The organism is Nocardioides sp. GCM10028917 (assembly GCF_042666175.1).
Classification (GTDB): Bacteria; Actinomycetota; Actinomycetes; order Propionibacteriales; family Nocardioidaceae; genus Nocardioides.
Genome location: NZ_JBHTFL010000007.1, coordinates 260,440 through 275,653 on the forward strand (window position 1 = coordinate 260,440; position 15,214 = coordinate 275,653).

Annotated in this window: 13 protein-coding genes; 6 read left to right on the forward strand and 7 right to left on the reverse strand. The window is 71.6% G+C overall.

All coding sequences use genetic code 11. From position 1 onward, the window contains the following. Positions 1–31 precede the first annotated feature (31 nt). The 3 genes from ACFQW6_RS10635 to ACFQW6_RS10645 are packed head-to-tail and all read right to left on the reverse strand — an operon-like array spanning position 32 to position 2,706. Entirely contained in the window at positions 32–550 is a 519-nt protein-coding gene (locus ACFQW6_RS10635; RefSeq protein ID WP_378547529.1) for an O-acetyl-ADP-ribose deacetylase, read from the reverse strand. Then, entirely contained in the window at positions 547–1,917 is a 1,371-nt protein-coding gene (locus tag ACFQW6_RS10640; RefSeq protein ID WP_378544336.1) for a protealysin inhibitor emfourin, read from the reverse strand. Before ACFQW6_RS10640 ends, ACFQW6_RS10635 begins: the two co-directional genes overlap by 4 nt. 45 nt (positions 1,918–1,962) lie before the next feature. Further along, on the reverse strand, positions 1,963–2,706 hold the full coding sequence (locus tag ACFQW6_RS10645; RefSeq protein ID WP_378544339.1) for a hypothetical protein: 744 nt from the start codon (positions 2,704–2,706) through the stop codon (positions 1,963–1,965). A gap of 285 nt (positions 2,707–2,991) precedes the next feature. On the opposite strand from ACFQW6_RS10645, the gene typA reads away from it, so the two are divergent. Beyond that, entirely contained in the window at positions 2,992–4,884 is a 1,893-nt protein-coding gene (gene typA / locus ACFQW6_RS10650; RefSeq protein ID WP_378544342.1) for a translational GTPase TypA, read from the forward strand. Positions 4,885–4,903: 19 nt separating this feature from the next. Further along, positions 4,904–5,533, forward strand: a complete 630-nt coding sequence (locus ACFQW6_RS10655; protein WP_378544345.1) for a hypothetical protein — start codon at positions 4,904–4,906, stop codon at positions 5,531–5,533. Positions 5,534–5,555: 22 nt separating this feature from the next. Here ACFQW6_RS10655 and ACFQW6_RS10660 read toward each other — a convergent pair whose 3' ends face one another. Together ACFQW6_RS10660 and ACFQW6_RS10665 are read right to left on the reverse strand one after the other, a co-directional pair. After that, positions 5,556–8,720 carry a reprolysin-like metallopeptidase gene (locus ACFQW6_RS10660; protein WP_378544348.1) on the reverse strand — a complete coding sequence of 1,055 codons (3,165 nt, stop codon included), beginning with the start codon at positions 8,718–8,720 and terminating at the stop codon, positions 5,556–5,558. Positions 8,721–8,851: 131 nt separating this feature from the next. Further along, complete coding sequence (locus ACFQW6_RS10665; protein WP_378544350.1) at positions 8,852–10,204, reverse strand: MFS transporter; 1,353 nt, start codon at positions 10,202–10,204, stop codon at positions 8,852–8,854. Between the two features lie 94 nt (positions 10,205–10,298). Here ACFQW6_RS10665 and ACFQW6_RS10670 point away from each other — a divergent pair, with 94 nt between their 5' ends. Genes ACFQW6_RS10670 through ACFQW6_RS10680 form a run of 3 tightly spaced genes read left to right on the forward strand, consistent with a single transcriptional unit; the run spans position 10,299 to position 12,575 of the window. Further along, entirely contained in the window at positions 10,299–10,790 is a 492-nt protein-coding gene (locus ACFQW6_RS10670) for a DUF1707 domain-containing protein (RefSeq protein WP_378544353.1), read from the forward strand. Between the two features lie 42 nt (positions 10,791–10,832). Then, entirely contained in the window at positions 10,833–11,993 is a 1,161-nt protein-coding gene (locus tag ACFQW6_RS10675) for an acyl-CoA dehydrogenase family protein (protein WP_378544356.1), read from the forward strand. A 57-nt stretch (positions 11,994–12,050) separates the two neighbouring features. After that, positions 12,051–12,575 (forward strand): type 1 glutamine amidotransferase domain-containing protein, encoded by a 525-nt coding sequence (locus ACFQW6_RS10680; protein WP_378544359.1) that lies wholly within the window; start codon positions 12,051–12,053, stop codon positions 12,573–12,575. Positions 12,576–12,587: 12 nt separating this feature from the next. Here ACFQW6_RS10680 and ACFQW6_RS10685 read toward each other — a convergent pair whose 3' ends face one another. Beyond that, positions 12,588–13,265: a dihydrofolate reductase family protein gene (locus tag ACFQW6_RS10685; RefSeq protein ID WP_378544362.1), complete on the reverse strand. Its 678-nt coding sequence runs from the start codon at positions 13,263–13,265 to the stop codon at positions 12,588–12,590. 31 nt (positions 13,266–13,296) lie between these two features. On the opposite strand from ACFQW6_RS10685, the gene ACFQW6_RS10690 reads away from it, so the two are divergent. Beyond that, a complete protein-coding gene (locus tag ACFQW6_RS10690; RefSeq protein ID WP_378544364.1) occupies positions 13,297–14,199 on the forward strand; it encodes a dihydropteroate synthase in 903 nt (300 codons plus the stop codon). A gap of 48 nt (positions 14,200–14,247) precedes the next feature. On the opposite strand, the gene ACFQW6_RS10695 is transcribed toward ACFQW6_RS10690, so the two are convergent. After that, entirely contained in the window at positions 14,248–15,114 is an 867-nt protein-coding gene (locus tag ACFQW6_RS10695) for a hypothetical protein (RefSeq protein ID WP_378544367.1), read from the reverse strand. Between the last annotated feature and the right edge of the window lie 100 nt (positions 15,115–15,214).

Genomic DNA, 15,214 nt, shown 5'->3' on the forward strand with positions numbered 1-15,214 from the left:
CGAACCTAGCGAACGGTCCCGCCCTCCGCCGTCACCCTGAGGGAGGTCCGCTCGACAGTGCGGCCGCGATCTCGTCGAAGGCGTGCCGGCCGAACGCCACCAGGCGCGCCTCCTCCACCGACGTCGATGTCGAGCGCAACGTGTCGATCGCCGCTGCGATCGCGTCGTCCTTCGGCCACCCGTAGATGCCTGCGCTCACCAGCGGGAACGCCACCGTCCGCGCGCCCAGCTCGTCGGCCACCGCGAGCGCTCCTGAGTAGCACGACTCCAACAGCGACCGGTCGCGCTCGCCGGCGGTCCAGTTGGGACCGACCACGTGGATCACCCACCGGGCCGGCAGCCGGCCGGCGGTGGTCCACCCGGCGGCACCGGTGGCGAGCCCGTCGGGGAAGCGTCGTCGGCAGTCCTCGAGGACCTCGGGACCACCGGCCGCGTGGATGGCGCCGTCGACCCCGCCCCCGCCGCGCATCCGGCGGTTGGCGGCATTGACGACGGCGTCGACGTCCTGCGTGGTGATGTCGCCCTCGACGACCGTGACCTCCACGGTCAGGCGTCCCAACCGGAGGTCGAGCCGGTCGTCGGGTCGGGGCGCAGGATCCGCTGCGCCAGCTCGGCCTGACTGGCCGTCAGCAGGTGCTCGGGCACCCGCACCGGGTCACCGTCGTCGACGGTGAAGGTGTAGACGAACATGTCGGGCCGGGGCGGTCCGTCCGAGCCCGCGGACGCCAGCACCGCCTCGGTCACCAGCCGCCCGAGGTCGGGGTCGTCGACCTGGCCGAGGTCGACCTCGGCGGTCTCGGTGCGGCCGGCGAAGCCGCCGCTGCGCTCGACGCGCACCCGGCCGCCCGGCTGCGGCGACGGGGGCTGGGGCACCTGGGGCGACTGCTGGTCGGTCTCCCCGGCTGCGGCGTCGACCTCGACACCGACCTGGGCCCACGCGTCCCGGACGGCGTCGGCGTGGTCGCCGGCGGCTGCGACGGTCGCCGCCGCGAAGGTGGCGAAGCTGGCGCCCGAGGGCACGTCGCCGCCCACCAGGGCGTCGTACCAGATCCGGCCGGCACCGGAGATCGACGTGCCACCGATCGCGACCGCCGCGAGCTGGAACGCCTTGTTGGGGATGCCGGAGTTGAGGTGGACGCCGCCGTTGTCGGCCGTGGTCTCGACGTAGTCGTCCATGTGGCCGACCTGCGGGTCCGCGCCGACCTCGGGGTCGTCGTAGGCGGTGCCGGGCGCGGCCATGTCGCGCAGGGCTCGTGCCTGGACGGACGCCGTGAAGATGCCCTCCCCGATCAGCCAGTCGCCCTCCCCTGCGTCCTGGCCGAGGAGCCGCTGCTTGAGGCAGGAGGCGAACGCGTCGGCGACCGACTCGTTGAGTGCACCGGGCTGGCCCCGGTAGACGAGGTCGGCCGTGTGCTCGATGACCGCGTGGGAGAACTCGTGGGCCAGGACGTCGACGGGCTTGGTGAACCGCTCGAAGACGCGGCCGTCGCCGTCACCGAAGACGAGCTGGGTGCCGTCCCAGAACGCGTTGTTGTAGCGCGAGCCGTAGTGGACGGTCAGGCTGACCGGGGCGCCTTCACCGTCGTGGGAGTCGCGTCCGAGGTCGTCGAGGAACATCTGCAGGGTCGCCTCGATGCCGGTCGCGGCCTCGTCCACCGCCACGTCGCCGGTCTCGGGCTCCCCGGCGCTGCGGGCCGGGGTGCCGGGCAGCGTGGTGCGCGACTCCGCGTCGTGCACAGTCCAGTCCGGCGCGGCGACCACTCCCTCGGCCGGCGGGGGCGCCGGCCGAGGGGCGCGTCCCCGGAGGGCGCGCTCGCGACGGAGCTCATCGTCGCGCGCGGCCCGCTCGGGGCCGTCGACCCGCTCCACGAGCCACGGTGGGATGAAGGTGCAGCGGGTCGCCCGAGGAGTCGTCATGCCACTTGTCTACTCCCCGCCGCCGACAGCGGGAAGGGACGCAGGTCAGGCGCAGGACGAGGCGGTGAACGAGAAGTCGCTCAACCAGATCCGTTGGTTGCTGCCACCGACCGAGGTCCAGTAGACGAGGGAGATCGAGCTCACCGGCTCGGTGTACGTCACGGTCACGGTCCCGCGGCTGTCACCACTGTTCGGAAGGACAGTGTCGCTGTCGTAGTAGTACCAAGGAGCACCCTGGACGCCCGATCCGAGGATGTGGGTGTTCCGTCGGCCTCGCGGCGCCACCTCAAACTTCCGTGCACCGGTGAGCTCGACACGGTCCCACCACCCACCTTGGCTGCTGTCGACGTCCTTGATGGAGAACGTCAGACCAGAGACGCTGCGGGAGAAGGTGAAGGTCACCGTCTGCCGGTGGTCCCGTCCCGCCACGATGGGGCTTGCGTGGTGGAGCTCGAGGCCCTGCGAGGACGCCAGCAAGTTCTGGGCGGTCCTGTTGACGCGGCTGCTGCTGACGCTGCTGGTGACGACCACGCTGACCGGCTGCGCACCGACCGCGGCGCCCGGGACGACTGCCGTGCCGGAGGCGGCGCTGGCCCGCGTGTAGACCCCGGACCCCCAGCTGAGTGCGTAGGACGAGGGCTTGGTGCTGGCCGGCGAGCACGCGGCGTACGCCGGGACGGCCACGGCGACGGAGACCGCGGGTGCGGTCCAGGCGGCGGCGCGGAGCACCGTGCGGCGGCTCGGGACGTACGAGTCGGGTGTGGCAGGTCGTGAAGACGTGAGGGTCATGCAGATCATCCCTCCCGGATGACAGTGCGACACCGGGCTGGGCCGCATCCCCACACGGCCCCTCCCGGTCTGTGCGACCGACGCTAGGGAGGGCCGTCGTGGCATCGAGCCGCTTTTGACGTGCGGTTGCCGTCCCGTGCGCGAACTGTCTCCGCGCCGTGGCGCCCACCTCTGGATTGAGTGCCTCGCCCGTGGCGCCGGTAACCTTGACCAGCGATCTACGCCCTCGTGCGTGCGGCCCCTCGGCCACCGTCGCCACCCGATCTCCGCCCGGAAGGCCCCTGCATGCCCACCCAGTCCCGCTCCGACCTGCGCAACGTCGCGATCGTCGCGCACGTCGACCACGGCAAGACCACGCTGGTCGACGCGATGCTCCGCCAGGCCGGCGCCTTCACCGCGCACCAGGCCGAGAGCGTCGCCGACCGTGTCATGGACTCCGGCGACCTCGAGCGCGAGAAGGGCATCACGATCCTCGCGAAGAACACCGCGGTCCACTACGCGGGTCCCGCCGGCGGCGGCCAGCCGATGGTCATCAACATCATCGACACCCCCGGCCACGCCGACTTCGGTGGCGAGGTCGAGCGCGGCCTGTCGATGGTCGACGGCATCGTGCTGCTCGTCGACGCCTCCGAGGGCCCGCTCCCCCAGACCCGCTTCGTGCTCCGCAAGGCGCTCAACGCCGACATGCCGGTGATCCTGGTCGTCAACAAGACCGACCGCAGCGACGCCCGGATCACCGAGGTCGTCGACGAGTCGTACGAGCTGTTCATGGACCTGCTCGACGAGTCCCACAGCCAGGACGCGCTCGACTTCCCGGTCGTCTACGCCTCGGGCAAGGCCGGCATCGCCTCGCTCGAGCAGCCGGAGAACGGCTCCATGCCCGAGGGCACCGACCTCGAGCCGCTCTTCAAGACGATCCTCGAGACGATCCCGGCCCCGCAGTACGACGAGGGCGCGCCGCTCCAGGCCCACGTGACCAACCTCGACTCGTCGCCGTTCCTCGGCCGGCTCGCGCTCCTCCGCGTCCACCAGGGCACCCTGAGGAAGGGCCAGACCGTGGCCTGGATGCGTCGTGACGGCGAGGTCAAGAACGTCCGCATCACCGAGCTCCTCGTCACCGAGGGCCTCGAGCGCAAGCCCGGCGAGTCCGCCGGTCCCGGCGACATCGTCGCCATCGCGGGCATCCCGGAGATCACCATCGGCGAGACCCTCGCCGACGCGGAGAACCCGGTCGCGCTGCCGTTGATCCACGTCGACGACCCGGCCATCTCGATGACCATCGGCACCAACACCTCGCCCATGGTCGGCAAGGTCAAGGGCGCCAAGGTCACCGTCCGCCTGGTCAAGGACCGCCTCGACTCCGAGCTCATCGGCAACGTGTCGCTGCGCGTCCTGCCGACCGAGCGCCCCGACGCCTGGGAGGTCCAGGGCCGCGGCGAGCTGGCGCTGGCGATCCTCGTCGAGCAGATGCGTCGCGAGGGCTTCGAGCTCACCGTCGGCAAGCCGCAGGTCGTCACCCGGGAGGTCGACGGCAAGGTGCACGAGCCCTTCGAGCGGCTCACCATCGACGCCCCGGAGGAGTACCTCGGCACCATCACCGAGCTCCTCGCGACCCGCAAGGGCCGCATGGAGGGCATGACCAACCACGGCACCGGCTGGGTCCGCATGGACTTCGTCGTTCCCTCGCGCGGCCTGATCGGCTTCCGCACGGAGTTCCTCACCGAGACCCGCGGCACCGGCATCGCCCACCACATCTCCGAGGGCTACCACCCGTGGGCCGGCGAGATCCGCTCGCGCAACAACGGCTCGCTGGTGGCCGACCGCTCCGGTGCGGCGACGGCGTACGCCATGACGTCGCTGCAGGAGCGCGGCGTGCTCTTCGTGGAGCCCACCACCGAGGTCTACGAGGGCATGATCGTCGGCGAGAACTCCCGCGCGGACGACATGGACGTCAACATCACCAAGGAGAAGCAGCAGACCAACATCCGGTCCGCCACCTCCGACAACTTCGAGAAGCTCATCCCGCCGAAGCGGCTCTCGCTCGAGCAGTGCCTGGAGTTCTGCCGCGAGGACGAGTGCGTCGAGGTCACGCCCGAGATGGTGCGCATCCGCAAGGTCGTGCTCGACGCCAACGCCCGCGCCAAGACCGCCTCCCGGGCCCGCAAGGCCAACAAGTAGGTCCAGCATGTCCGACGGCGTGCCTGACCTTGCCGAGGAGCTGGCGGACTGGTTGGAGGGCCTCGGGCTCGCCGACCAGCTCGCCGCGGCCGGGTTGCCGACGTACGAACGCGACGGCGACGTGGTGCGGTGGACCGAGCCCGCGACCGGGGAGCCGCTCGGTGCCGAGCGGCTGGCCGAGCTCGACCGGTTGCTGCGTTCGCAGGGCGAGGAACCGGCCCATGCCGTGCCCGTCGCGCTCGTCCGGCTCCGCCGGGAGACGGGGCTGCGGCAACAGCTCCTCGACGGCGGCTGGCTCGACTACGCCGGCGTCGCTCGGCTGCGCGGTGTCTCGACCAACGCCGCGCGCTTCGCCGTCCACAAGGCGGCCGAGCGCCGTACCCTCCTGGTCGTCGGGCACGAGGGCGCGGTGCTGGTGCCGTCCTTCCAGCTCGACGAGGCCGGAGAGGTGCGCACCGAGCTCCTGACCGTCCTCGAGCCGCTCCTCGTCTCGGTCGACCCGTGGCGGGCCTGGATCTGGCTCACCACTCCGGCGGCCCTGCTCGGCGGGGCCGTGCCCCACGAGGCCGCGCGCGACCCCGAGGAGCTGCCCGTCGTGCAGCGTGCCGCGGTCGCCCTGGCCGAGCGGTCTCGCTCGGCGCAGGGCTGACCCGGCGTCCTGCTCCGGTCGGTCAGTTCGTGGCGCGCTCGGTGACGACCGCGACGCCCTCGATCCGGACCGGCTTGTTCTGCGCCACGACGACGCGCAGCTTGCCCTTGCGGGCACGGGGCAGCTCGAAGGTGCGCAGCTTGCTGAACTTCTGCTTCCCGGCGAACTTCACGACGCCCAGCTTGCGCTTGCCGAGGAACACCCGCGCCGTGCCGCCGTTCGGCACCTTGCCGATGACGAGCACGATGCGCTCAGTGGCCGGCACGCGGGTGACGAGCTCGGACCCCTTGCGCCGCGACGTGATGTAGTCGCCGAACATGGCCCGCTTGTCCTTCTTGCGGTTCCACGTGCCCTCCCTCGCGAAGGTGCTCTCGTCGCGCGGCACCGTGAACGAGACGGTCGCGGGCGTCGGGTCGGCGACTCCGGCGGCGTTCACCGCAGCAACGGTGAAGATGTGCGTGCCTGCGCGGAAGCGCTTCTTCAGCCCGGTCGCGGCGCACGGCACCGCTTCCTCGTCGACCGTGCACACGAACGTGGCGGGGGGCACCGACGAGGTGTACGTGAAGGCCTGCCGGCGCTCCAGCACGATCGAGTCGTTGGCCGGACCGGAGGTGATGGTCGTCTGCGGGGCGGGCGTCGCCTTCAGCGCGAACGAGGCGTCGTTGACGGCGAAGAAGTAGTTGCCGACCGCCTCGATCTTGATGCGTACGTCGCTCGCGTCGACGTTGGGCATGGCCAGCGTCTGCGAGCCGTCGTTCGGGGTGCTCGCCGCGAGGACCGTACCGAACGTCGTCCCGCCGTCGGTGGACAGCGAGATCTTCACGTTGCCCGCCAGTCGCTGCGTGTTGTTGACCGCCCAGGTGACCGGGACGGACGAGCCGCCGGCGACGGTTCCGCCCGTGGCCTGCGAGGTGACCAGGAACGGTCCAGCGGTCGGGTCGACGGTGAGGGCGACCTCGTCGTGGGCGACGCCGCCGCCGTTGGGGAAGAGGTCGCGCGCGGTGAGGCGGAAGCGCATGACCCGGTCGTCGGCCTCGAAGCTGCCGAGGTAGTCCGCCGTCGGGAGGAACTCCGAGAAGCAGTCGAGGAACGCGTCAGGCATCTGGAACCGCTCCGGCGGCACGGTCACCGGTGGGGTCGGGCAGGTGCCGGTGGCTGCGTTGGTGTTGCGAGCCAGGACCTGCTTCATGTCGGGGAAGACCCGGGTGGGATCGCCGTCAGCGATGTTGATCCCGGGCGCGGGCGACTTCAACGAGTCCTCGTAGCTGACCACGGCGTCGTCGCCGAACACCCGGAACAGCGGGCCGTAGGTCTTCGTGTTGTCCGCGAGGCGGGTGCCGTCCTCGTCGCCGAAGTTGGTCTGCTCCCAGAGGTAGACGAGGGCGTCCCGGTTCGGGTCGGTGGCCGAGCCGGTCAGCGCGAACGGCGTGCGGACCGGGATCGTCTTGGGGTCGGGTGCGTCCACGACGGGCGCCGCGTTGTCAGCGACCTGGCCCGGTCCGGTGTCGGGCAGCACGACTCCGTCGTTGGCGGCCGGTCCACCCTGGGCGGTTTCGCCGGTGAAGCCGGTCACACCGGTGCTCGAGGAGTCGACGGCCACCAGCTCTGTCACGTCGACGTCCGAGGCCGTGGCGCCGACCACCGTCGGGGTCTCGTTGAAGATGATCTGGAAACCGGTCTCGTCCGGCTGCGTCGGGGGCACGTAGTTCACCGTGTAGGAGTTGAACTCGTCGTAGCCCCACTGAGCGATGGAGACGTTGCTGCCGGTGATGTCCTCGACGGCCGCCTCGACGGACGCCGCGTCGTAGTCGGCGAAGGGGATGGACGCTGTGTCGCCGTCGAAGGACAGCACGAGCGTGTCACCGGTGCCGAAGTCACTGAGCGAGACGGTCTGCACCTCGATGTTGGGATAGGTGGCCGCGCGATAGGCGTCGACCTCGTCGAGCGTGCGGAACGAGAAGTACGGGTCGGTGTGCGGCTGCAGGTTGTCCTGCCGGCAGATGCCGGCGTAGGCCATGACAGACGAGCCGGAACCCGGCTCGACCGAGGCCTCGGAGATGTTGCCGCCGCAGGCACCCAGGGCGCCGTTGAAGGTGTGGTTGCCGGCGAACTGGTGCCCGATCTCGTGGGCGACGTAGTCGATGGCGAAGAAGTCACCCTTCGGCTCGGGCAGGCCCGTGCAACCACCTCCCTTGTAGTCACCGCCGACGACACCGAGGTAGGCGATGCCGCCACCGTCGTTGCCCAGGGCGATGTGACCTACGTCGTAGTTCGACGCACCGATCAGCTGGCCGAGGACGGTGCGGTTCTTGCCCAGCGTCGAGACGTCGCAGTAGCTGATGTCGCCGTACGAGTCGTCGGTGTCGTCATCCGGCGTGCCGTTGTCGTCGAACGGCTCGAAGCACGGCGCGCTGCCGCAGGGGCCGTCGGGGCCGGTGGCCTCGGCGTACGTGTCGAGGTTGAGCTTCTCGGTGTCGTTGACCAACCGCAGCTCGCTGGCGAGGTCGTCGTTGTAGATCTGGTTGACCCGGTTGATCAGGGTCACCTTCTCGGCCAGCACGTTGGCGGTGCCGAAGTAGGCGGCGTAGGACGGGTCGGAGGTCAGCGCCAGGCGGTAGAAGTGGCGCTGGACGGCCTGCCCGGGCTCGGTCGAGCGGTCGGCTGCTGATGCTGCGACGGTCTCGCGGATCGCCTGCACCTCGCTCTCAGCGCGCCGCTGCTCAGCCGCTGGCAGGTCCGCGGAGCGGTAGCTGAGGTGTGCGGTGGTGCCGGGACGGTTGTAGGCGGGGTCGACGTACCAGTCGCTCTGTCCGCCGGGCGTGCGCACGAAGGCGTGGAAGCCCATCTGCGTGATGTCGAGGGCGATGGAGGCACGCGGGTCGTCGACGCCGACGCCCGACCAGGTGGTGATCTCCGGGTGGGCTGCGGCGAGCTCCGACTCCATGCGCTGCGTCGGCCGCACGCGGAAGGCCTGCAGCGTGCCGTCCGGGGCGGGCACCTCGATGACGGCGGAGTCGCCGGACCGGGGCAGCTCGCCTCGCAGGGCGCCGAGGTCGACGCGGGTGGCGGCGTACTCCTTGGGCTCCACGCGGATCTTCGAGCCGGAGGGCTCGAACCCTCGGAGCGGTGCGAACGCCTCGTCGTCAGGGGCGGCGGCGACCGGGGCGATGGAGCTGAGGGCTCCCACTCCCAGGACGAGGGCAAGACCAGCGGCAAGACGGCGAGAGCGAGATGGCACACGAGCTCCTTCGAAGGCGGACTCGCAGCCTAGGTAGGTCCGTCAGTCCGGCGCCATACCTCTTTGGTAGCGGTTGGGGCTCAGGTCTCGACCGGCTCGGCACGCAGCGTCGGTGCCAGCACGACGAGCCCCAGCAGCGGGAGCACGGCGAGCACGAGCAGCGCTGCGGGCATCCCCAGTGGTCCGCTGATGCCGGCCACCACGGCCGAGCCGACGCTCCCACCGATCAGGAACAGCAGCGTCGAGACGCCCATCGCCACACCTCGTACGTCCTCGTGCACGGCGTCACCGACCACGGCGCTGAGGGCCGGTTGACCGAGGCCGAAGGCGAAGGTCACCAGGATGATGCCGGCGACCAGCACGGGCGCGCTCACCCAGAGCGCGCCGAGGGTGGCGACCAGCAGCGCCGCCGAGGCGACGAGCCCGGCGATCGCCAGCGAGCGACCCGCTCCGATGCGGGTCAGCATCGGTCCGGTGACCCGCGGCACGAGGAGCGCGACCGCGGCACTCGGCACCATGGCCAGCCCGACCTGCCACGCCTCCCAGCCCTCACCGAGCAGCACCGCCGGGAGCGCGATGAGCATCGCGAACCACGACGCGGGCACCGCTGACGCGGCGATGGCGCTGCGCACGACGGTCGCGTTGCGGATCACCTCGACCGGCAGGAAGCCGTCGGGGCGACGTCGTACGCTCGCGCGGACCGCCGGCACGCCGAGCACCAGCAGGGTCGCGCCGATGGCGGCCACCAGCAGCCCCGCCGACGGCGACTGCACGAGCAGCACCATGCCGGCTGCGGTGAGGGCGACGACGATCGCGCCGACGACGTCCAGCCGGGCGCCGCTGCCGCCGGTGGGCAGCGCGCGCCACAGCAGCGGCACGACGAGGGCACCCAGGATCGGCAGCGCCATGACGGCGCGCCAGCCCCACGCCGCCTCGACCACGCCGCCGATGAGCGGACCGAGGCAGCTCACGGCGGCAGCGACGCCGGCGAGGCGACCGAAGGCGAGGCCGCGGACCTCCCCGGAGTACTTCGCGGACAGGATGGTGACGCCCAGGGTCGGTACGGCGGCAGCGCCGGCGCCCTGCAGCATGCGGGCTCCGAGCAGCACCTCGAAGGTGGGCGCGAGGGCGGCGACGAGCGCGCCGACGGACATCAGCACCAGGCCGGCGAGGAGCGGGGCGCGGACACCGACGAGGTCGGAGATCCGACCGTAGAGCGCCGTGGTGACGGCGAGCATGAGGACGTAGAGGCTGATCGCCCAGGCGGCGATCCCCGCGCTCACCCCGAGGTCCTCGGCGAGCAACGCGAGCGCGACGGCGGCGCTGGAGGAGCCCATGCCGGCCAGGCCGAAGAGGAGACCCAGCAGCATCGAGACCCGTCGGGAGTCGTCCGGGGCGTCGGTGCGGGGGGTGGCCGGGGCGGGGATGCTCATCGACGTTCGACAACAGCGGGGGCCTCTGCGCCATTCCCCGCGGATCCTCCGAACACCACCGCGGAGCCCCGGGCATCGCCGTACCCTGTCGCCCATGACCATGCCGCACGAGGCCCCGTCGGGACCGGGCGACGAGGCCTACCTGCGCTGGCGCTACCTCCAGGAGCGGGCCGACGCCGAGCGTGACGGCCTGCTCGCCTCCGACGCCGAGCGCGACCAGGTGTGCCGCCGGTTGTCCGCGGCCTTCAGCGAGGGCCGCCTCACCTCGTCCGAGCTCGACGACCGCACGTCACGTGCACTCGCCGCCCGCACCTACGGCGACCTCGAGGACGTGATGGTCGGGCTCGAGCCGCCCACCACGGCGTCGTACCGTCCGCTCGCCCCGACCGGGGCCGCGCCGACGCGCGCGTTCGCCCGGGTGCTCTTCTGGGTGGTGGGGCTCTTCACGGCGCCCTTCATCCTTGGTGGGAACGCGCTCGTGCTGTTCGGCGACGGACCGGGCTCGTGGATCGGTGGACTGGTCATGCTGACGCTGTTCCTCCCCGGCCTGGTCGCCCTCTACCGGTGGGGTCACCCGAAGACCTGACCGATCGGTCGGTTTCGCCCCGTCGCGGGTAGCCTCCGCTCCATGACCGCTCGCCGCCAGCTGCCCACCGACGAGGCCCGCGACCTGCTCGCACTCACCCGCGAGATCGCGACCAAGGAGCTCGCTCCACGGTCGGCGGAGGCGGAGGCGACCGAGACGTTCCCGCGCGACGTCTTCCGGATGCTCGGCCAGGCCGGGCTGCTGTCGCTGCCCTACCCCGAGGAGCACGGCGGCGGCGACCAGCCCTACGAGGTGTACCTCCAGGTCCTCGAGGAGATCGGGGCCGTGTGGTCCTCCGTCGGCGTCGGGGTCTCCGTCCACGCGCTGTCCTGCTTCGGCCTGGCCTACTACGGCACCGACGAGCAGCGCGCCGAGTGGCTGCCCGACATGCTCAGCGGCGAGCTGCTCGGTGCCTACTGCCTCTCCGAGGCGCACGCCGGCTCCGACCCCGCCGCGATGCGTACGACGGCACGCCGCGACGGTGACTCGTACGTCCTCAACGGCGCCAAGGCCTGGACGACGCACGGCGGCCACGCCGACTTCTACAAGGTGATGGCCCGCACGTCCGACGACCGCAACGGGATTTCCTGCTTCCTCGTCCCGGCCTCGGCCGAGGGCCTGAGCGCCGACCCGCCGGAGCGGAAGATGGGTCTCACCGGCTCGGCCACCGCGACCATGCGCTTCGACAACGTCCGCGTCGACGCCTCCCGCCGGCTGGGCGCCGAGGGCGAGGGGCTGCGGATCGCGCTCGCCGGGCTCGACTCCGGCCGCCTCGGCATCGCTGCCGTCGCGGTGGGCCTCGCCCAGGGGGCGCTCGACTCCGCCGTCGCCTATGCCCGCGAGCGCGAGACCTTCGGCACCCGGATCATCGACCACCAGGGCCTGGCCTTCGTGCTCGCCGACATGGAGGCCGCCATCGTCTCGGCCCGCGCCACGATGCTCCACGCCGCGCGGCTGCGCGACGCCGGGCTGCCCTTCTCGCGCGAGGCGTCGGTCGCCAAGCTGGTCGCCACCGACAACGCCATGAAGGTGACCACCGACGCCGTGCAGGTGCTCGGCGGCTACGGCTACACGCGCGACTTCCCGGTCGAGCGCTACATGCGCGAGGCCAAGGTCATGCAGATCTTCGAGGGCACCAACCAGATCCAGCGGATGGTCATCTCACGCTCGCTCGCCAAGGACAACTCCGGCGCCATCGGCTGAGCCACCTCACCCCTCGGAGTGTTGTCGACCTCCGGAGGGCGAGCGACGGTGGAACGCATGTCCAAGCGCATCGCATTCCTGACCGCATCCGAAGGCGTCGAGGAGGTCGAGCTCACCAAGCCCTGGCAGGCAGCCGTCGACGCCGGCCACACCGCCGAGCTGCTCTCCACCGACGAGGGCGAGGTGCAGCTGTTCGAGCACCTCGACAAGTCCAGCACCCAGCGGATCGACCGGCGGGTCTCCGACGTCGCCGTGGCTGACTACGACGCCCTCGTCCTGCCCGGTGGCGTCGCCAACCCGGACGCCCTCCGCATGGACCAGGAGGCGGTCGCGTTCATCCGGGACTTCGTCGACTCGGGCAAGCCCGTCGCCGCCATCTGCCACGCCCCGTGGACCCTGGTGGAGGCCGACCGCGTGAAGGGGAAGCGCCTCGCCAGCTGGCCGAGCCTGCAGACCGACATCCGCAACGGTGGCGGGGAGTGGGTCGACGAGGAGGTCGTCGTCGACGGCAACCTCATCACCAGCCGGAACCCCGACGACATCCCGGCCTTCTCCAAGGCGCTGCTCGACGCGCTCGGCTGACCCGGCTGGGTCTCACTCGACCAGCCAGCGCCCCAGCAGCGTCCCGTCCTGCTCCAGCAGCAGGGCGGGACGCAGCGCGACGTCGACCTCGGCGCCCGTGGCGATGCGTACGGCGTCGCCGCCGGTCAGCCTCGGCACGATCGTCCAGCACAGCTCGTCGACCACGCCCGCCGCCAGCATGTCGGCGAACAGCGACGGCCCGCCCTCGCACAGCTGCTCGGTCCAACCGCGCTCGGCCAGCGCGCCCTTGAGCGCGACGAGGTCGATCTGCTCCTCGCCGAGCACGAGCACGTTGTCCTCGCCCAGGGTCTCGCGCGCCTCCGCCAGCCCGTCGGAGGTCGCGACCGTCGCCATCAGCACCCGTCCGGGCGGCGCCTCGGCCAGCGAGGGCGGGACGTCGGCGGACCGGCTCACCACCACGATCGGCACCCGCGGGACGTCGTACTCCTCCTCGCGGATCGTGCCCGCCCCGACCACCAGGCAGTGCGCCCGCCGGCGGAGGGCGTCGAAGACCCTCTTGTCGGCGTCGTTGTTGATCGTGCCGCTGAGCCCGTCCGACCCCGTCGCCGCCCCGTCGACGGTGCTGACGAAGTTGACCCGCAGCCACGGCTCGCGCTCCGGCGTGTAGGCCGCCGCGAGCTCGTCGTCGGACAGGTCGGCGAGGCGCTGCAGCGCGAGGGGGTCGCTCACGGCCTTCATCCTGCCGCCTACGCTGGAAGGCGTGATCACCCTTGCGGATCTGGCTGCCCTGCACGCCGAGCACGGCGCGTCGTGGGACAGCCCCGTCACGCCGGTCGTCCTCGACGGACCGCGCGGACCGGTGTCGATCGGCGACGGCCCGGTGACCCTCATGGGCTGCATCAACCTCTCGCGCGACTCGACCTACCGCGAGAGCGTGGCCACCGGTCCCGCCGACGCCGTCCGCATGGGCCGCGTCCAGGCCGCGCAGGGTGCCGCGCTCATCGACCTCGGCGCCGAGTCGAGCAACGCCCGGGCGGCGCGCGTGTCGGTCGCCGACCAGATCGCCACGCTCGTGCCCGCGGTGAAGGAGCTCGCCGCCGAGGCGGTCGTGTCGGTGGAGACCTACGAGCCGGAGGTGGTCCGCGCCTGCCTCGACGCCGGTGCCCGCGTGCTCAACATGACCGGCCGCCAGCACGAGGACGACATGCTCGCCCTCGCCGCGGAGTACGACGCCGCTGTCGTCCTGTGCTTCGGCACGACCGCCAACGTCCGCGAGATCGCCGACGTCCCGCCCGACGCCGACCCGATGCCGGTGCTGCTCGACCACTTCGGTCCGCGACTCGAGCACGCCCGCTCCCTCGGCGTGCACAAGGTCGTCGTCGACCCCGGCATGGGCTTCTACTACGGCAACCTCGTCGACCCGATGACCCGGGCCCGCCACCAGGCCCGCGTGCTCGCCCAGACCTTCCAGCTGCGCCCCCTCGGCGTACCCGTCTGCAACGTGCTCCCGCACACCTACGACATCTTCGGCGACGAGTTCCGCAAGGCCGAGGGCTTCTACGGCGTCCTCGCCGCGCTCGGTGGCTCCCACCTGCTCCGCATCCACGAGGTCGCCCACCTCCGCGTCGTCCTCCGCGCGATGTCGGAGCTCGAGGTCCGCTGACCAACGTAGGCAGTTCGGCGGCATCAGCGGCCCGCCACGCGGGGAACGTCACCAGGTCCGGCGAACTGCCTGCTGGAGTCGCAGCTCGACGACGTCCTGTAGCACCCGGCGGCAGTAGTCAGGGTCGAACATGACCTCCTTCCAGGTGAACCGCACGACCACGAGGCCCCGCCGCGCGCAGGCTGTGTAGCGCCGGACGTCCCGCTCGAGCGACTTCGCGTCGCTGTGGAACTCGAAGGACTCGCACTCCACGACGATCCCCAGCGCGGGGTCGGCGAGGTCGACCCGGCCGACGCCCGGCACCCAGACCTGCGCCCGCACGCAGAGCCCCTGCACCTCGGAGGCGATCGCACGGGCACACGACTCGAAGGGGTTGTCAGCGCGACCGTCCGCCGCCCGCGCCACCCGCAGCGCCTTGGTCCGTCCCGTGCGGGGGCTCGTCTCCGCCGCGGCGAGCAGCTGCTGCTTGGTCATGGCGCGCTCGCGCAGCGCCGAGTCGGCCACGCTCAGCGCGACATCGAAGTCGTACGCCCTGGCGCAGCCGATCACCGTCTCCAACGGCCGCGTCACGCCGCGGTAGAGCTGCAGGAGGTTGAGGTCCTGCCAGTGGACCTCGAGGTCGCAGCCCGCCGGCAGCGACCGGTTGCGCGGGAGCGTCACCGTCGGCCGCTCGGGCGGGAACTTCACCTTCCAGCCGTGCGCCATGGCAGCGCTGAGGTGCGACACCGTGCCTGCGACCGCTTCGGCCTGCGCCCGCACCTCGACGACGTCGCCCAGAGCGTACGTGCCGCGGCGGAGGCGGCTTATGGCTCCCGACGCGAGCTCGCGGTCGACCTCGGACCGGGTGGTGAGCCAGCAGATCTCGTTCCACCTGGCCACCCCACCCAACAGCTTGATCGCCTCCGACGGACGCATCCCAGGAGCGTGGCGGACAGCCTCGCGGCTCGCATCCGGTCATCCACAGACCACCAACGTAGGCAGTTCGAGCGTGCCGACGGGACTTCCACGCCTGACC